This is a genomic window from Paraglaciecola sp. T6c, from assembly GCF_000014225.1.
In the GTDB taxonomy this organism is placed as follows: Bacteria; Pseudomonadota; Gammaproteobacteria; order Enterobacterales; family Alteromonadaceae; genus Paraglaciecola; species Paraglaciecola atlantica_A.
In genome coordinates this window covers 1,936,886-1,955,354 of the sequence record NC_008228.1, presented here as the reverse complement: position 1 = coordinate 1,955,354, position 18,469 = coordinate 1,936,886, and the positions used below count along the sequence as shown (strand labels likewise).

Below are 18,469 nucleotides of genomic sequence, written 5' to 3'. Positions count from 1 at the left end.
TACCTAAACAAGAAAGTAACACGCCCACTCAGAAACTCGATGTGTATTAGCTCAATAATCACTTTGCATTGAACTTTACATTCGGCTTTAAACAGCCAATTTTACCTTCGGCAAACTTGGGTAATGCAAACCTGCCATATCCTGAACAACGCGCAGAACTTGGCAGCTGTAACCAAATTCGTTGTCGTACCATACGTATAAGGTGGCTCTATTACCCGCCACGATCGTTGCTTGAGAATCAACCACAGACGCGGCACGAGAGCCGACCAAATCAGTCGACACTATCTCTTTCGAGCTGGTGTAATCCACTTGGTTTTGTAACGGTGAAAATAACGAAACATCGCGCAAAAATTCATTTATTTGCGCTTTGTCGGTTTCCTTCGATAAGTGTAAATTCAAAATAGCTAAGGATACATTTGGAGTAGGTACGCGTATTGAGCTGCCTGTGAGCTTACCTTCAAGCTGCGGATAGGCTTTGGCAACGGCACTTGCAGCACCCGTTTCTGTGATCACCATATTCAGCGCTGCACTGCGTCCACGGCGATCCGCTTTGTGGAAATTATCAATCAGGTTTTGGTCATTAGTGAATGAATGCACTGTTTCAACATGACCACCGTTAATACCATATTCTTCATCTAACGCTTTTAAAACAGGCGTGATGGCGTTGGTAGTACAACTAGCGGCTGACAAAATAGTATCTTGGGATTGAATATCGTTTTGATTTACGCCATAAACGATATTTTTAATAGCGCCTTTACCCGGTGCTGTTAACAGCACTTTTTTCACACCTTTTGAGGTTAAATGCTGGCCAAGACCTGCTTCATCACGCCACATACCGGTGTTATCCACCACGATAGCGTTTTCAATACCGTACTGGCTGTAATCGACTTCACTTGGCGAGTTGGCATAGATGACTTGAATGTATGAGCCATTGGCTTTAATCGCATTACGCTCGGTATCTACAGTGATACTGCCATTAAACGGTCCATGCACTGAGTCTCTGCGTAGCAAGCTTGCCCGTTTCTCTAGGTCGCCTTCTTTACCGCCTCGCACCACAATTGCTCTTAAACGCAGCTTGTTAGTTTTGCCCTGGCGCTCTATGAGCAAGCGCGCTAACAAACGACCTATACGACCAAAGCCATACAACACCACATCTTGTGCAGAGTGACTGTCGTCCACATCTAGGATGTCGGCCAGTTCTTCGCGCAAATATTGTTCAATGCTCTTACCCTTGTGTTCATCTTTAAAATGAAACGCGTAGGCGAGTTTTCCAAGATCAATCTGTGCTGGCGCGAGAGGTAATTTGCTTAACTCCTCCAGTAAGGGCCAACTTTCTCGTAGGCGCAGTTTAGTGCCTTCTTTCAGACGAACCGTGCGATGCGCCTTAATAATATCAATGGTAGATGCGCCTAACATAGGACGACCATATATTGATATTTCAATGGCTTTATTGCGATACAAATTTCCCAATAACGGCAACATACGCTCTGCGTACTCTTGACGTTCTTGCCAACTGCTCATTAATGCTTGTTCAGATTGTTGATTCATGATCTTTAAAAACTCTCAAAAAACGTAAGTTGGCTCATAAAAAGCGACGAGATTGCTTGGATAAAGCAAAATGGGCCGTTATTCTAATCAAAGGGACTGTTTGCGCCAAATTGTTGAAAATTTACTTAATTCAGTAATTTGTCGTATAAAATGGCAATATATTGGTAATTTAACTACAAGGGAATTTATGCGGATCACTGGCATCCTACTTTCTATTTTCGCCCTCTCGGGATGCGACATGCTGTTCCCTATGACAGCCACAAAAATTTGTGAAGAGCACTCTGAATTCTGTGATGACCTTAATCCTGATGGGTGGTGCTTAGCGGAGAAGAGCCGAATCATTAAGCATAGGTACGCTTACCAGCAGTCACCTAGCGAACTGCTTGACTATTACTTGCTTGAAGACTTTGAAAAGTACAAAGTGTGTATCAATAAAGCTGCGCAAATTGAACATATCGTTCAGGTAGAAAAGCAAACTAAGCGCAGGCAAGCCGCAGTCAATGCGGAGCGTGAGTTGAATCGGTTAGTACGCAAGACGCGTAATTCAAAAGAGCCACATTTATTGCTTTATCACTGGTCGCGCTTTGGTAAACAAGACGCGTTAACCCACTTCTTAGCACTTGAAAAACAAGGCAAATTAAATACCGCGAGTCTGCAATTAGGCTTAGCCTCTTATTATGTGAAATTTGATTTAGAGAAGGCCAAAGGCGCTTTATATAAGGCATTAGCGCTTTATACGGAAGAGCAAGATATTGATACCAATATCTTCGTGAGCCTGAGTACCATTAACCTAAAACAAGAAAATTACCCTGAGGCCTACGTATGGGCGTACTTAGCTCATGAGTTCAAAGTGGAAAATATCAGCTTGACTGACATTAGAAATGCCCTGCCTGCCTCAAGCGACATAACGTCGCTCGAAGACAAAGCAGAGCAATATAAAGAAGAAATTGACGACCGTGTATTTTCACTTTGAACATATCAAAGAGCCAAGGTGTACAAAAAACAACCAACATCTGAAAAAAACTTTCATTAAAAAAATTTATTTTTTTTCAGTTTTATCAAATTAGAGGGTGTTTTATTCAACAGAGCGAGCAAAAGTCGTTATTTCTAGGTTTTATTGAAGGCCAAAGACACAGAGTTGACACAAAACCGTTGTCCCGTTGGGGCGGGTCCATCGCTAAACACATGACCTAAATGCGCATCACAGTTTTTACACACGATCTCGATACGCTGCATGCCATGGCTGTTGTCTTGTTGAAACTCGACGTTTCCATCAGCACTTTGCGCCGAAAACGACGGCCAACCACAGCCCGCATCAAATTTGTCTTGGGCGTCAAACAACTTCTCACCGCAGCAACGACATACATAATCTCCGAGCGCGTTGTTATCTAACAGCTCTCCAGTGAAAGGGCGTTCAGTGCCTTTTTGGCGCGTCACCCTAAATTCTTCATCACTGAGTTTTTCACGCCATTCTTGCTCAGATAATTTCATCGTTTTACCTCAATTCTCTGTTTATACGTTAGGCATTATAATGGGGATGACATCGTGGTTTTCATCGTTTACCAACTAAAACCTGCCGCTTTCAATGCCTAACGCTCAGCTTGGTGCCATCTGTTATGCTAGATGGCGTTGAACAAACAAATGCTATTACTGGCTTGTTTGTAGCAATTTTGAACCACAACTTCAGGTTGTTCACTAAACTGGGCATAACGCGTATCAAGTACTAACTTCCAACGTTGATTAGCCTCGTAAGTTGGGCAGTTGAACTTAACATCATGGTCACTGGCGTTGAACACGATTAACCAGTGTTCAGTCGTTTCACCGGTTGCATATTCTTCCCCGCGCAGTTCAACAGCAAAACATTGATTATCAGGGTCGTGCCAATCATCTTCTAATTTACGAGCTCCGTCTGGGCGATACCAATAAATTTTTGCCACATTGTGGGATAAGTCAAAATTGTCGTCTTGAAGCTGCAAGTGGTGCAACAGCACGCTTTGCTTGCGAATATCAATTACGTGTTGGCAAAAGGATAAAAACTTTTGCTGGGTAGCGTCTAAGTTCCAATCAAGCCAACTAATAGGATTATCTTGGCAATAGGCATTATTGTTACCTTGTTGAGTACGACTTAGTTCATCCCCACCCAATACATGAGGTATACCTTGAGATAATAACAAGGTGGTGAACAAATTACGCTTCTGCCGTTCGCGGATAGCAATGATTTTCGGATCTGTCGTTGGACCTTCGACGCCGTAATTGGCGGACAAATTATGTCCGTGACCATCACGGTTTTGCTCACCATTTGCTTCATTATGGCGTTCTTGATAACTCACCATATCATGCAAGGTAAAACCATCGTGGTAGCTCACGTTGTTTACAGAGGTTAAAATAGAGCGGCTTTCTTTGGGGAATACATCTCTTGAGCCTAGTAAACGGGTGGCAAAATCACTGGTGGTGCCTTTATCTCCTCGCCAAAATGCGCGTACGGTATCTCGATATTTGTCATTGCATTCAAGCCAGTTAGACGGGAACTGCCCCAAACGATATCCACCATGCCCTATATCCCAAGGCTCAGCAATTAACTTGCAGCCAATTAACACAGGATCTTGACGTATCGTTCTAAAGAAACCTGATAAGGCTGAAAACTCATAAGGATCGCGACCTAAGCTGGCAGCCAAATCAAAGCGGAATCCATCCACTCCCATTTCCTGTACCCAGTAGCGTAATGCATCCATGACCATTTTGAGGACATACGGAAAAGCCGTGTTGACACTGTTACCACAGCCAGAATTATTTACGAACTTGGTATAATCAATAGCCCCGTATTCATTGCGTTCAAATAAATAGAAAGACGAGTTATCAAACCCTTTAAAAGACAAGACTGGGCCGTCTAAACCGCCTTCTGCCGTATGATTAAACACCACATCTAATATGATTTCGATGCCCGCCTCATGATAACTATCCACCATGGTTTTAAATTCACCAATAGCGTCATTTACAGCATATCTTGGTTCCGGACTGAAATAGTTTATCGGGTTGTAGCCCCAATAATTGGTTAGGCCTTTATTCGTAATGTAAGGCTCAGGCATGAAGGCCGCCACTGGCATTAATTGAACGGCACTGATCCCCAAATCTTGTAAATGCTTAATCACGCTAGGCTGGCACATGCCTAAATACGTCCCTTTTAGCTCGGATGGAATATTCGGGTGCTGTGCCGTCATGCCTTTTACATGAGCCTCGTAAAGCACAGTGTGATCCAAAGGCGTATTGGGCTTTGCTGGACGGTCTTGCCATGCTGAATTTGCAACGACCACGCTTTTGGCAACCATCTTCTGACTGTCGCCAGAGTATAGCTTCGCATCCCAAACCATCGGCCGACTCAACTTTTTAGCGTACGGATCGATTAACAGCTTTTCCGGCATAAAGCGAAAACCAGTGGCTTCTTTGTTGCCACCAGATGTTCTGTAGCCGTACAACTGCCCCGCTTGGATACCTTCAATATAGCAGTGCCAGACTTTGCCCGTTTTAGCGGGCACGTCAATAACCGCAATTTCTGCCTCATCTTCGCTGCTAAACAAACACAGCTGAACCAGCTCAGCGTTCGGACAATGCACGGCAAAATTACAACCATTTTCGTCGAGCACGGCACCTAAATAGGTAGCGCTCCCTGGCTGCACGTTTAAATCTGACACTGTCATTACTTACTGTCCCTTATACAAAATAAACACGGTTGCCAAAGGGGGTAACGAAACACTAATAGAATAGGCTTGGTTGTTCCACGGCGTTTTATCCGCTTTGATGGTTTTATTCTGGCTGTGCCCACTGCCCCAATATTGTTTATCATCGGTGTTGAGCAAAATGCTGTATTCCCCTGGGGCCTTAACGCCTAGGCGAAAATTGGTGCGCGGCACGGGAGTAAAATTACTCAAAGCATAAACTTGCTGCTTACCCCCTTTTGATTGTCGCAACATGGCTAAGGTGCTCTGCTCAGCATTTTCATGGTCAATCCACTCAAACCCCGCGGGATCATGGTCTAATTCATGTAATGCAGGGTATTCAGCGTAAAGTGTATTCAAATCTCGATACAGCGCTTGTATACCACTGTGTTTGTCATAATCAAGAAGATGCCAGTTAATGGAACTGTCGTGGTTCCACTCTGCCGATTGCCCTATCTCATTACCCATAAAATTAAGTTTCTTGCCTGGGTGCGCATACATGAAGGCGGCGTAGCAACGTAGATTCGCCGCTTGCTGCCATTCATCCCCTGGCATTTTTCGCAATAGCGAGCCTTTACCATGCACTACTTCGTCATGAGATATGGGCAATACAAAACTCTCGTCATATGCGTACACCATGGAAAAAGTCATTTCCCCGTGATGGTATCTACGATAAGACGGATCTTTAGAAATATAATGCAACGAATCATGCATCCAGCCCATATTCCACTTAAAGCCAAATCCCAATCCGCCTTCAAATACCGGCCGAGATACCTTGGCGAATGAAGTAGACTCCTCAGCAATGGTCATCGCATTCGGGTAATGGGAATACACTTCTTTATTCATCCATTGCAATAGGCTAATGGCTTCGTAATTGTGGTTACCGCCATCCACATTAGGCACCCATTCGTCTGCTTCTCTGGAATAATCTAAATAAAGCATAGATGCCACTGCATCAACACGAAGGCCATCAACATGATATTTATCTAGCCAGAATAAAGCGTTAGCCACTAAGAATTGACGCACTGTGTCTTTGCCAAAATCATAGATACAAGAGTTCCAATCTGGGTGCCAACCCTTACGTGGATCTTCATATTCGTACACATGAGTGCCATCAAAGCGCGCCAAACCATGGCCATCTTCAGGGAAGTGGGCAGGTACCCAATCGATGATGACGCCAATGCCATTTTGGTGACATTGATCAACAAAATACTTAAAGTCATCTGGTCCACCAAAGCGACTAGTAGGTGCAAACAAGCCTACAGGCTGATATCCCCAAGAACCATCAAATGGAAACTCCGAAATAGGCAATAACTCTAAATGGGTGTACCCCATGTCTTTTACATAAGGAATAAGCTCATCGACCAATTCGTGGTAACTAAGATATGTTTTGCCAGATTGGCTATCTGGGCGCTTCCATGAGCCCAAGTGCACCTCATAGATACTCATGGCTTGAGTGTATTTATCCCCTTTGACTTGTTGTTGCCATTTCGTGTCTTGCCACTGGTATTGCTCGTGATCAAATACCACTGAGGCATGGGACGGGTATTGTTCAGCATAAAAGCCAACTGGGTCAGCCTTGTGCGGCAGCTCATTACCGTGGGCATCTTTGATTTGATACTTATATTTATCACCGGCTTTAACACCCGGCACAACTAATACCCAGTACCCAAAATCGGTTTTTTGCATAGGCAAACATGAGCCGTCCCAATAATTGAAATCCCCAATAACAGATACTGCACTGGCATTGGGCGCAAACACGGCAAATCGGGTCGCGGCGATAGGTGTTTTCAAACCGACGTCTAAATCAATTAATTGCGCACCTAATTGCTGATATACGTTTTTTGGCAAATGATCAACGAAATGCACCGCGTGAAAGGCTTGATCTTGAAACTGATAAGGGTCGATGATGCGATAGCTGCCTTGCGCGTTTTTAACTTCAAATGCATACACTGCAGGGGGATTACCCTTAGTAAACTCAGCCGTAAACAGATCACTCTGGGCTTGCCTCTTAAGGCTGCCTATCGCTTTGTCCGTCGCTAAATCAATCACCTTAATACCAGTGGCGTTTGGTACCCAGGCTGTGATAGTAAAAGCGTTGTCGGTTTTGAGAAGACCTAGATGAGAAAAAGGAAAGGTACATTGAGCGTGTTGTAGCTGTTTTTCTAATTGCATTGTGCCGCCTTGCAGTGTTGGCGGCCTGACATACAGGCCGCCTGAGTTATTTATTGCTTTGCTTGACGTCTTACCTCTGTCAAGCGATGAGCTAACGCTTGTAGCTCAGGGTTGCTAAAAATCTGTTGTAAACTTTGAGTCAGTTTACGTTGCCAATTCGGGTATTCATTAAATGTACCCGGAATATTAACGGGTTTATCCATTTCTAACCAATCTTCTAGCTGTAAACTGAGCAGAGAGCTCGAACCGCCAGCCATGTGTGTTTGCATACCAAAATTGAGTCCCTTGGTCATACCCACTTGATTCACATCTCCACTGATTTCATCAGAAATAGAATGATGACCATGCAAGGTATCTAAAATAGACTGTTTGTTATCATGTCTGCTCTCGTACAAGCTTGCAAGGATCTCTTGTGTTGGATACAAGCCTAGTTCCTTGCCTAACGCCAAATCGTCGCAATGCCAGAAGCCATTTAAGGTAGGCATATCGTGCGTGGTTAACGTCGACATTGATTGCACCGGATAATGACTAGGCGAATAGAACCCGCCATCTTTGGCTTGTTCGAAAAAGAACACGCGATAAGAATAAACGCCATTATCGGCCAGCTTTTCACGGATTTCCTCCGGCACTGTGCCTAAATCTTCACCTATCACCATAGATTGATTGCGATGGCTTTCTAGTGCCAAGATCGCAAGTAAGTCATCCACAGGATAATAAACATAGCCTCCTTGCTTAGCGCTATCCCCTTTAGGCACCCACCACAATCGCAAAAGTGCCATCACGTGATCGATGCGTAAAGCGCCGGTAGCATGCATATTTGCACTGAACAAATCGATGATCGGTTGATACGCTTGCTCGTATAATTTGTGCGGATCCATAGGTGGCAATCCCCATGTCTGCCCAAGCGGCCCTAAAATATCTGGTGGCGCTCCCACACTTGCCTCAGTGCAGTACAACGCTTTGTTTCCCCAAATCTCTGCGCTGCCTTCACTGACACCTACAGCCAAATCACGATACAAACCAATCTGCATGTTGTGGTCTTGGGCGACTTTATTGGCTTTTTCAAATTGCTGGGCAGCCTGCCATTGTAACCACAAGAAAAATTGCACACGTTTAGCGTTCGCTTTGGCAAATTTAGCCACTGCTGGGGCGTTAAAATCAGCGTACTCTGGGGGGAAGACAGGCCATCCCCATGAAGCTTTGCCTTTTAAGGCTAAATCCTCTTGCAATGCATCATAAACAGCAATGGTTTGTAGGCTTTCCCCCCCTTGCTCGACAAATGCTTTAAATGCGCGGTTTTGGGTCGTGTTCTTAGTAAAATATTGCTGGCGTTGCCAGTCAAACACCGCGCTTAATGCTTCAAGTTTTAATTTGGTCACGACGGGATAATCGACTAACTCACTGCCACGTGCTTGCTGTATAGCCCCTTGGAACTCAGCAGCATTCACAATAGCCTTGGTGCTAACTTGCTCATACCCGTCAACGGCAGCAACATCAATGTAAATAAAATTTAACCAACGACGAGATGAGGGCCCGTAAGGGCTGCATGCGCTAGGGTTGGCAGGATACAATGAATGAATGGGGTTTAAGCCGATAAAATCCGCACCGGTTTTCGCTGCCTCTGCGGTCAAATAAGCCAAGTCGCTAAAATCCCCTACTCCCCAGTTATCATCACTGCGCAGACAATACAGTTGCACACTCAAACCCCACACTTTATTACCGTCTAATAACGTTTGTGGTTGATAGCATGCATGAGGCGCAATAATGACGCGCATCTCGCTCAGCGACTCGCCATCTACTATTAGTGATAGGTTGTGGTAACCCAAAGGCAAGTTGCACTCGATTGTAATGTAATATTCGTGAAACTCTATCTCATCAATATGATTCACGTTAACCAGTTCACCGTCGATGGGCTCGAAAGAATGAGCAATTACTTCGCCGCTTTCCAATGTGAGTTGCGCGCTATATTCATCGGTCACCAACTCGATGGGTAGGCGCACACAAAAGGAAAGCGAATCATTGCTGCGTTGCACATGAACGGGATTGAGCGGTGTTAACCAATCTTTGACCATTTCTTGCTTCACTTGCTCTTCCAGAGCAGATTGATCATCAACGTTATATCCCATAACGCCTAACAGCTTCTTCTTCACTGTTGATTCGATGGTGGCAGGTTTACCCCACGCATCGGTGTAATTTGACTCAATACCGCGATGCTCTACGAGCTGATCAATCAATGAAGCTGTCATTAATATGTAATTCCTATAAATGGGGACTATGTTCAGCCTACCATTATCAATCAAAGCCAACGTCAGGCGAAGTTGAATACGTTTGCATTAAATAAAACTGTAACAAAATAACATTTTTAAGGGATTATTTTGCCTTATTTATCCATTTAGTCCATAATTTCGTAATTATATTTCATAATTTTGAATTTACGACTCGTCAGAGTTCGAACTTACGACCCGCTTAGAGGATGTATATATGACTATTAAAATTGGTATCAACGGTTTTGGCCGTATAGGTAGATTTGTTTTTCGCGCAGCATGTGAGCGCAGCGATATCGAAGTAGTCGGTATCAACGATTTATTAGACGCAGATTACATGGCGTATATGTTGAAGTACGACTCAACTCACGGCCAGTTCAAAGGCACTGTTGAAGTACAAGACGGACAACTGGTTGTTAACGGTAAAACTATCCGCGTAACAGCTGAGCGCGACCCTGCTGCATTAGCATGGGGTGACGTTGACGCGCAAGTCGTGGTTGAAGCGACAGGCTTGTTCTTAACCGACGAAACCGCGCGTAAGCACATTAATGCTGGCGCTAAAAAAGTGGTTCTTTCGGCACCTTCTAAAGATGATACACCTATGTTCGTTATGGGTGTTAACCACGACACATACGCTGGTCAAGAAGTGGTTTCAAACGCATCATGTACAACTAACTGTCTAGCGCCGCTGGCTAAAGTATTAAATGATAACTTCGGTATTGTTGACGGCCTGATGACAACGGTACACGCTACGACAGCGACGCAGAAGACCGTTGATGGCCCTTCTCACAAAGATTGGCGCGGTGGACGCGGTGCGTCTCAAAACATCATCCCGTCATCAACTGGCGCAGCAAAAGCCGTAGGTAAGGTTATTCCTGAGCTTAACGGTAAGTTAACGGGTATGGCGTTCCGTGTGCCGACGGCTGACGTTTCTGTGGTAGATTTAACCGTCAACCTAGCTAAACCAGCAACTTACGCGCAAATTTGCGAAGTAATGAAAGCGGCATCTGAAGGTGATCTGAAAGGCATTATGGGTTATACAGAAGACGCTGTTGTGTCTCAAGATTTCATTGGTGATACACGTACGTCAATCTTTGATGCCACCGCAGGTATCGCACTAACCGACACCTTCGTCAAACTAGTATCTTGGTACGACAACGAAATCGGTTACTCGAATAAAGTATTGGACTTGGTTGCTCATATCAGCAAATAAGCTAACTTATCTTTATTGTGAAAAGGCAGTCATCTACACTAGGTGACTGCCTTTTTTTGATCTCAAGGACTCTTCCATGCACCTTTGCAACACCGCCTCTTTGCTTCCCCAAGACGACATCGAAATGCTTATTATTGATAACGAGCATGCTCATGCGACCATTTCATTATTTGGTGCGCATATTCTCAGTTTCACTCCCAAGCACGATAAAGTACAACGCCTGTGGTTGAGCAAGAATGCATTGCTCGATGGCAAGCATCCTATACGTGGTGGGATCCCTATTTGTTGGCCTTGGTTTGGCGCTCATGCCACCAACGCAGAGTTAGGCTCTCATGGTTACGTGCGTAATCAGAACTGGCACATCGTTGACTGCCAGGACACTGAACAATGCACCAAGATCAGCCTTAGACCGACTACAACGACTGGCCTAGGCTTTAACGGCCAAGCACGATTAACAATGATCGTTACCGTGGGCGCTGAACTTCGTATTCAGTTGGTCACCGAAAATACCGGCAATAGCGCATTGACTTATACCGGCGCATTGCACACTTATTTTCATGTAGATGATATTAATGACTGTGAATTGACTGGGCTAACAGGTGAATATTTAGACAAACTACAAGACTTTAAACGTTTTGATACCCCTACCCCTTATCGATTTCAGCAGGAAACTGACAGAGTGCATTTAGCCACGCCTAAAACATTATCGATAAGCTCAGGAGCGCACCAGACTGGCATCGCGTCAACCGGTCACGACAGCATAGTAGTGTGGAACCCATGGGCTGAAAAGTCAGCGAGTATGCAAGACATGGAAGATGATGGCTTTCAAAAAATGCTGTGCGTTGAAACTGCTGTGACCCAAGGCCAACAAGTACTATCAGGCCAGTCTCACACGTTAGAACAAGTCATTCGCTAACCTCGATATACAGCTTTTTTTGATAATGTTTTACACCAAGCAATAAAAAAGGGAGCCGACGGCTCCCTTCTTAAATCAACACAGCGCAGTAGCTACCTTAGCGATACCTACAACGCCAAATTGCTAAACGATTACTCGTTGCCTTCAGCAGGTGCTGCTGGCTTTTCTAGCAATTCTTTAATACTCAAACGAACACGGTTTTGACGGTCAATTTCCATCACTTTAACGTTGATGATTTGACCTTCGCTAAGATGATCAGCCACTTTATTCACACGCTCATGAGCGATTTGTGAAATGTGTACTAGACCTTCCTTACCCGGCAAGATTTCAACGAACGCACCGAAATCAACGATACGCGTCACTTTACCTTCGTAGGTTTTGCCTGCTTCAACATCAGCCGTTACTTGCTCAATTTTGCTGATAGCGATATCAGCTTTAGCACGCTCGGTAGCGAAGATTTTGATTGTGCCATCATCTTCGATTTCGATGTTAGTGTCAGATGCTTCAGTAATAGAACGGATCATTGCGCCGCCTTTACCGATAACGTCACGGATTTTATCTTGGTCGATTTTCAATGTGTAAATACGCGGAGCGAATTCAGACATTTCATCACGGTGACCAGAAATCGCTTGGTCCATCACACCTAGAATATGCAAACGCGCTTCTTTTGCTTGTTTCAAAGCAACTTGCATGATTTCTTGAGTGATACCTTCGATTTTGATATCCATTTGAAGCGCAGTGATGCCTTCAGTGGTACCGGCTACTTTAAAGTCCATGTCACCAAGGTGATCTTCGTCACCCAAGATGTCTGAAAGAACAACGAAGTTTTCATCGTTTTTCACAAGACCCATAGCAATACCAGCTACTGATGCTTTAATTGGAACACCCGCGTCCATCAATGCCAAAGAAGTACCACAAACTGATGCCATAGAAGACGAACCGTTTGATTCAGTGATTTCAGACACCACACGTACTACGTACGGGAATTCTTTTTCAGACGGCATAACCGCTTGAATACCACGTTTTGCTAGACGACCGTGGCCTATTTCGCGACGCTTAGGTGAACCAACAAAACCTGTCTCGCCTACACAGTAAGGAGGGAAGTTGTAATGCAACATGAAGCGGCTATCCACTTTACCGTTTAGACCGTCAATCATCTGTGCGTCACGCTCAGTCCCTAGGGTAGCGGCAACGATGGCTTGTGTTTCACCACGAGTGAACAAAGCAGAACCGTGAGTACGTGGCAAAATACCCGTTGCTACGTCAAGTGCACGGATCATCGCAGGGTCGCGACCATCGATACGTGGTTGACCAGCAAGAATACGTGAACGTACTACGTCACTTTCAAGCTCATGTAAAAGCTCAGATACTTCTTTAGCGTCTTGCTCTGCATCTGCTTCAACAATCGCAGCAACGGTTTTGTCCGTTAGAGCAACGATAGCGTCTTTACGCGCCATCTTGTCAGAGATTTGATACGCCTCTGTCATTTCAGCTTCAGCGAGTGCTTTAATTTTGTCTTTAAGTGTGACGTTAGCAGGCTCAGCAACCCAATCCCACTTAGGCGTGTTAACTTCAGCAGCAAATTCAGTCACAGCATTAACAACAGTTTGCATTTGCTCGTGACCGAACATAACGGCACCTAGCATCACGTCTTCAGACAATACTTCAGCTTCTGACTCAACCATCAATACTGCGCCTTTGGTACCGGCAACCACTAAGTCTAGTTGGCTAATTTCAAGCTCAGAAGTACGTGTATTAAGTACATATTGGCCATCAGTGTAACCAACACGCGCAGCACCAACAGGACCATTGAAAGGCATACCTGAGATAGCAAGCGCGGCAGACGTACCGATTAGCGAGATGATGTCAGTTGGAATTTCAGGGTTAGCTGAAACAACCGTCACTATGATTTGTACTTCGTTCATGAACCCGTCAGGGAATAATGGACGAATTGGACGGTCAATCAAACGAGACGTGAGTGTTTCGTATTCAGAAGGGCGACCTTCACGCTTAAAGAAACCACCTGGGATTTTACCCGCAGCGTACGTTCTTTCTTGGTAGTTAACCGTTAACGGGAAGAAGTCTTGGCCTGGCTTGGTGTCTTTTTTACCAACAACAGAAACCAACACTGATGTGTCGTCCATGCTTGCCATAACAGCAGCGGTTGCTTGACGAGCGATTACGCCCGTTTCTAGCGTGACAGTATGCTGACCATACTGAAATGATTTAGTAATAGGAGTCATTATTTTCCTTTAAATTTTAACTAATGCTTTCTTTATCGCTTTTAAATGCGGCGCATAGTATAGCGGTAAGGCAGCCTTAAAAACAGCAACTGGGGGGAAATAACCCTGAAAAATAGGCATTTAATGTAACGCGATATGCGTTCTGGTCATTAAGTGACATTCTTATGAAAGTTTTAGGTATAAATTCAAGACAATAATGTTAAGCCAAGCAGTTAGCGCGCTATGTTTAAAGCAAAAATAAAGCAAACAATGACTAAACGCTTAATTGCAGCGGAACTAGAAACGAAACCCCAAATAAAAACACCATAGATCAACGAATAACCTATGGTGCATGATTCTAAAAGCACTGAAACGCTATGAAGGAATTAATCGCCTTGATAGGCCAAGCTAATAGGGTAAAACCATCTGGCATTCACAAAGTAATTCAGCCAAGTGGTAAATCTAATACCTCGAGCGCTTCGCTCATCGTAAAACGGATGCGGCACCTCGTCGGTGGCAAAATCATCTGTCATAATGGTGTGAATCGAGCCTTGACCAATATAGTACTGGTAGTTGCGGGTCGTATCCGCTAACTGATCGAAAGAAGCTGTCATCCGTGCATTCCACTCGGCAAAGTACAAGTAATCGCTTGGTTGCAATGCCCAAGAGAAAGGATTGGTATTGCCCTGATCGATTTGATCCATGACTTTGTTGAATAGCACTTGTACCCCATCAAATTCAGTCGTGTATTGGGCGAACCGATTACGCGGATAGCGATATGATAAGCGTTGAAATAAATCCACGTTTAAATCTGCCGCGGTATAGGTGCCCAGACCACTTCTAAAAATGTTAGGTAAGGTATTTTCGAAATTCCAAGGACTGCCCGAATGAAAAACATCGTTAACAAACCCTTCAGAAACGATAGATGCCGAGGCGTCAGCCAACAACGATATTTTAACCCGCGGGAAAGCAGCCTGAAGATATGGGAAGTTTAGAGTCGCGCCATAGCCCCCAGCGCTAGAGCCCGTAACCAACATCTTGTTTATCGCTTTTCTGTACCTCTTTTTTTCCTTGAAACGGTTTTTCATCCATTCTTGAACGGCTAGAAAATTATCATAGCCTCTGTGTTTAACAGTGACAGGTGCGCCAGGAAAGCCGGTGATAGTTCCGTCAACATCGGTATAAGCCACTTCACTTGAACCGGCATGTAAATCCCCAGTACAGTAAGGAATAAAAACTTTACTCCAGTCTTTAAAAGGGTTTCGTCTATTGTCATCGTCGAATACCCCACCCGCATCGACAGGAGAGTTTTCTTGCAGTACTGATGGATTATAGGTTGGGCGATTATCTGGTACATTGTCCAGTGCCAATGATGCTACGCAGGTAGCATCATTCCAACAAGACCCGCCGCCATTAAAAAAGACCAACACGTTTTTGCTCTTGCCCTCTTTAAAATAAAATCGGAAAGAATTGTCCAGTGGAGTACCGTCAAGTGGATTTGGTACTGTATCGAATGCACAAGAAGGAGTAATCGTTTTTGGCTGCCCATTCTCATCGACAATGTCCATTTCGGATGCCACCGGTATGGTTTGCCACTCGCTTTGTTCTTGTTGATGATGTTTCGCCATCACAGGTAATGTACTGATTAATAATGCGACGCCCATTAAATACTTGCTTTTCATATGTTTCACTCCGTGAGATAAAAAAACTTCGAACTAAAAAAACACCTATACAACTCGCAAGTATTCAAACCTATCTGCCGTGCGAGTACGCTCCTGTTGAATGCGCCTAATGGCAACACACCAACGGATAACTAAGTTCGCAAAGAGAGATGATTTTATTTACCACATACTAGGTAAAAAAATTATAAACAGGTTTATCAGTGGGATATATAAGAAATTGACACTTATTGGATACATTCACATTTTTTGGCTGTAAAAAAACCTTACTACAGCGAGCACAAACAGGGCTACTGAGCATTAGTAGCATCCTATAGAAAAGAACACTCTAGCGGTTTAAAACGGTATAGGCGCTTCTATTTCCATGCTTTTTCCGCTGTAAGGGTGGGTAAATTTGATATGAGAGGCATGTAGCAAAAGTCTGGAGGCCATTTGCACACTGTGGCTATTGCCGTATAAATCACATCCTAAAATGGGATGGCCCATCGCTAAGCTGTGCAGCCGCAATTGATGAGTGCGCCCCGTTTCAGGGGTGAACTCAACGCGAGTGCACAGCGGGTTGTCAACATACTCAATGACACGATAATGACTTATAGCTTCTTTACCCGTGTCATAGCAGATTTTTTGTCGCGGGAAATTAGGCGGATCTTTCGCGATAGGCACTGATACCCTCCCCTCGGTTTGCTCAATTTTTCCTAGTAGCACAGCCGTGTAACGCTTCTTCACGGTTCGTGCCTGAAACTGCTTAGTTAACTGAGCATTACTATTTTTATCAAGGGCCAGCAGCAGCACACCTGACGTGCCAAAGTCCAGACGATGTGCCATCAAAGCAGTAGGAAATTCCTGCACAATTCGGTAATGCACTGAATCTTTATTCAACGGGTTTTTACCCGACAAACTCAGTAACCCACTAGGTTTATTTACCGCTAACAGGTATTCATCTTGATACAAAACCGTGACCGCCTCATCACATGGCGGCGCGATAAAAGTATCTATGATGGCTGTCATGATAATTTTTCATCATTTTGCCGCGGCGCCTTACTCAGCAAGTTGTCTGAGTCTTCAGCAGGATTGTTATCAGGCAGTTCAATGTCATCCTCCTGCAATAAACGCGCATCAAGTTTCTTGTTCGATTGCACTCCTAAGGCTTTAAATTGCTCTGCTTGGCGGATCAAGTTGCCTTTACCCGTAGTTAGCTTATTCATTGCGGCGTCATAGTTACGCTGTGTAGATTCCATCGATTTGCCGACTTTTTCCATGTCACTGACGAACCCATGAAACTTGTCATACAATTTGCCTGCGTTAGCCGCAATTTTCTGGGCGTTTTGATTTTGATATTCGTACTGCCAAATGTTGTTGATAGTGCGCAGCGCCACCAGCAAATTCGTTGGACTGACCAACATAATATTATTATCAAAGGCAAGTTTGACCAGCTCAGGAGCATGTTCAGCAGCGAGTAAAAATGCGGGCTCGACAGGAATAAACATCAACACATAATCCAGTGTTCTTAAGCCTTTTAAGTCTTGATAATCCTTATTACCTAACTCTTTGATATGATTACGCAAAGATGCGACATGTTGATTTAAATACACCTGCCGTGATTCTTCATGTTCTTCGTTAAAATAGCGCTCATAGGCGGCAAGAGACACTTTTGAATCAATCACTACGTCTTTGTCGTTGGGCAAGTGCACCACGACATCAGGCTGATAACTTTTACCACTGTCATTTTTAAGGGCAACTTGGGTATCAAATTCGTGCCCCTCTCGCAAACCGGATTCTTTTAATACCCGCTCTAATACGACTTCCCCCCAATTGCCTTGCTGCTTATTATCACCCTTAAGGGCTTTTGTGAGCGCAGCGGCATCTTGGGTAATTTGCTGATTCAGCTCTTTTAAGCCCATGATTTCCGTTTTAAGTGAGGCTCTTTCTTGGCCCTCTTTCACGTACTGGTCACTGACTTGCTTTTTAAACCCTTCAATTTGGTCTTTCAGCGGACCCAGCAAGGCATCGAGACCGGCTTTGCTTGACTGCTGGAATGCGTTATTTTTCTGCTCGAAAATTTTATTCGCTAAGTTCTCAAACTGCTGTTGCAAACGTTGTTCTGATGACTCAAGCAAAGCAAGCTTCTCATCGCTGGCAAGCTTCTCTTGTTCAAAACGCGCTGTTTTTTCGGCCAGTTCTTCACGTAAATCTGCCGCGTGTTGCTGAATTTGCTGATAATGCCCTTGCCAACGTTTGCTGTCTTGTTCAAGCACGGGGATACGCTCTACTTGCTGGCTCAGTTGCCCTAACGCATTTTGTTGATTTAACTGCAACTGACGCAAATTTTTATTCTCGCTGTTTGATTCTTGCAGCGCTTCTTTTAAGTCCAGGACTTGTTGCTGAACATAGGTTTGCGACTGTTGATAACGATGCTCTAGCTGGGATGTTAGCTCAGCTTGCTGGCGACCAGAGAATACCGCGTTTAACAACCAGCCGATAAGGATCCCCAAAACGGCTACTAAGCCAAGTAAGATTAATAGATTGGGATCATCGAAGGAAAAGTGCTGGAAAAAATTCATAGGGTAAGAGAGATCCTAAAACTGAAGATAAATAGTTGGTAATCAAAGTATCGTGATACATGTACCTTGATAAAAAAACCATGATAAGTGTACCTTGATAAAAGTACCGTGATATAAGTACCGTGATGTAAAAATATCGAAGTTTGATGTCGGAAGGTGTAGCACAAAAAAGGCGCCA

At 44.3% G+C, this 18,469-nt stretch carries 12 protein-coding genes; 3 read left to right on the top strand and 9 right to left on the bottom strand.

Annotated features, from left to right (window positions below):
- Positions 1-87: 87 nt before the first annotated feature.
- Positions 88-1,548 (bottom strand): glyceraldehyde-3-phosphate dehydrogenase, encoded by a 1,461-nt coding sequence (locus PATL_RS08385; protein ID WP_011574469.1) that lies wholly within the window; start codon positions 1,546-1,548, stop codon positions 88-90.
- 70 nt (positions 1,549-1,618) lie between these two features.
- On the opposite strand from PATL_RS08385, the gene PATL_RS08380 reads away from it, so the two are divergent.
- A complete protein-coding gene (locus PATL_RS08380; RefSeq protein WP_301547050.1) occupies positions 1,619-2,521 on the top strand; it encodes a DUF2989 domain-containing protein in 903 nt (300 codons plus the stop codon).
- Between the two features lie 134 nt (positions 2,522-2,655).
- On the opposite strand, the gene msrB is transcribed toward PATL_RS08380, so the two are convergent.
- The 4 genes from msrB to malQ form a co-directional block, all read right to left on the bottom strand.
- On the bottom strand, positions 2,656-3,039 hold the full coding sequence (gene msrB, locus PATL_RS08375) for a peptide-methionine (R)-S-oxide reductase MsrB (protein WP_011574467.1): 384 nt from the start codon (positions 3,037-3,039) through the stop codon (positions 2,656-2,658).
- Positions 3,040-3,167: 128 nt separating this feature from the next.
- Complete coding sequence (gene glgX, locus PATL_RS08370; protein WP_011574466.1) at positions 3,168-5,243, bottom strand: glycogen debranching protein GlgX; 2,076 nt, start codon at positions 5,241-5,243, stop codon at positions 3,168-3,170.
- Positions 5,244-5,246: 3 nt separating this feature from the next.
- The gene (gene glgB, locus PATL_RS08365; RefSeq protein WP_011574465.1) at positions 5,247-7,436 is read right to left on the bottom strand and encodes a 1,4-alpha-glucan branching protein GlgB; all 2,190 of its coding nucleotides are present in this window, start codon (positions 7,434-7,436) and stop codon (positions 5,247-5,249) included.
- Between the two features lie 50 nt (positions 7,437-7,486).
- On the bottom strand, positions 7,487-9,682 hold the full coding sequence (malQ, locus tag PATL_RS08360) for a 4-alpha-glucanotransferase (protein WP_011574464.1): 2,196 nt from the start codon (positions 9,680-9,682) through the stop codon (positions 7,487-7,489).
- Positions 9,683-9,917: 235 nt separating this feature from the next.
- Here malQ and gap point away from each other — a divergent pair, with 235 nt between their 5' ends.
- Together gap and PATL_RS08350 are read left to right on the top strand one after the other, a co-directional pair.
- Complete coding sequence (gene gap, locus PATL_RS08355; protein ID WP_011574463.1) at positions 9,918-10,913, top strand: type I glyceraldehyde-3-phosphate dehydrogenase; 996 nt, start codon at positions 9,918-9,920, stop codon at positions 10,911-10,913.
- 76 nt (positions 10,914-10,989) lie between these two features.
- Positions 10,990-11,829 carry a D-hexose-6-phosphate mutarotase gene (locus PATL_RS08350; RefSeq protein ID WP_011574462.1) on the top strand — a complete coding sequence of 280 codons (840 nt, stop codon included), beginning with the start codon at positions 10,990-10,992 and terminating at the stop codon, positions 11,827-11,829.
- A 131-nt stretch (positions 11,830-11,960) separates the two neighbouring features.
- Here PATL_RS08350 and pnp read toward each other — a convergent pair whose 3' ends face one another.
- The 4 genes from pnp to rmuC all read right to left on the bottom strand — a co-directional run bounded on the left by pnp (position 11,961) and on the right by rmuC (position 18,291).
- Positions 11,961-14,072 (bottom strand): polyribonucleotide nucleotidyltransferase, encoded by a 2,112-nt coding sequence (pnp, locus tag PATL_RS08345; protein WP_011574461.1) that lies wholly within the window; start codon positions 14,070-14,072, stop codon positions 11,961-11,963.
- A gap of 365 nt (positions 14,073-14,437) precedes the next feature.
- The gene (locus PATL_RS08340) at positions 14,438-15,733 is read right to left on the bottom strand and encodes a pectin acetylesterase-family hydrolase (protein WP_011574460.1); all 1,296 of its coding nucleotides are present in this window, start codon (positions 15,731-15,733) and stop codon (positions 14,438-14,440) included.
- A gap of 333 nt (positions 15,734-16,066) precedes the next feature.
- Positions 16,067-16,738 carry an RluA family pseudouridine synthase gene (locus tag PATL_RS08335; protein ID WP_011574459.1) on the bottom strand — a complete coding sequence of 224 codons (672 nt, stop codon included), beginning with the start codon at positions 16,736-16,738 and terminating at the stop codon, positions 16,067-16,069.
- Positions 16,735-18,291 carry a DNA recombination protein RmuC gene (rmuC, locus tag PATL_RS08330; protein WP_011574458.1) on the bottom strand — a complete coding sequence of 519 codons (1,557 nt, stop codon included), beginning with the start codon at positions 18,289-18,291 and terminating at the stop codon, positions 16,735-16,737. The genes PATL_RS08335 and rmuC overlap by 4 nt, the downstream gene beginning before the upstream one ends.
- Positions 18,292-18,469 lie beyond the last annotated feature (178 nt).

What these genes read in the sequence shown, in the direction of transcription:
- PATL_RS08385 (WP_011574469.1), bottom strand. Translation starts at nt 1,548, where the DNA reads ATGAATCAACAATCTGAACAAGCATTAATGAGCAGTTGGCAAGAACGT.
- PATL_RS08380 (WP_301547050.1), top strand. Translation starts at nt 1,619, where the DNA reads ATGGGCCGTTATTCTAATCAAAGGGACTGTTTGCGCCAAATTGTTGAA.
- msrB (WP_011574467.1), bottom strand. Translation starts at nt 3,039, where the DNA reads ATGAAATTATCTGAGCAAGAATGGCGTGAAAAACTCAGTGATGAAGAA.
- glgX (WP_011574466.1), bottom strand. Translation starts at nt 5,243, where the DNA reads ATGACAGTGTCAGATTTAAACGTGCAGCCAGGGAGCGCTACCTATTTA.
- glgB (WP_011574465.1), bottom strand. Translation starts at nt 7,436, where the DNA reads ATGCAATTAGAAAAACAGCTACAACACGCTCAATGTACCTTTCCTTTT.
- malQ (WP_011574464.1), bottom strand. Translation starts at nt 9,682, where the DNA reads ATGACAGCTTCATTGATTGATCAGCTCGTAGAGCATCGCGGTATTGAG.
- gap (WP_011574463.1), top strand. Translation starts at nt 9,918, where the DNA reads ATGACTATTAAAATTGGTATCAACGGTTTTGGCCGTATAGGTAGATTT.
- PATL_RS08350 (WP_011574462.1), top strand. Translation starts at nt 10,990, where the DNA reads ATGCACCTTTGCAACACCGCCTCTTTGCTTCCCCAAGACGACATCGAA.
- pnp (WP_011574461.1), bottom strand. Translation starts at nt 14,072, where the DNA reads ATGACTCCTATTACTAAATCATTTCAGTATGGTCAGCATACTGTCACG.
- PATL_RS08340 (WP_011574460.1), bottom strand. Translation starts at nt 15,733, where the DNA reads ATGAAAAGCAAGTATTTAATGGGCGTCGCATTATTAATCAGTACATTA.
- PATL_RS08335 (WP_011574459.1), bottom strand. Translation starts at nt 16,738, where the DNA reads ATGACAGCCATCATAGATACTTTTATCGCGCCGCCATGTGATGAGGCG.
- rmuC (WP_011574458.1), bottom strand. Translation starts at nt 18,291, where the DNA reads ATGAATTTTTTCCAGCACTTTTCCTTCGATGATCCCAATCTATTAATC.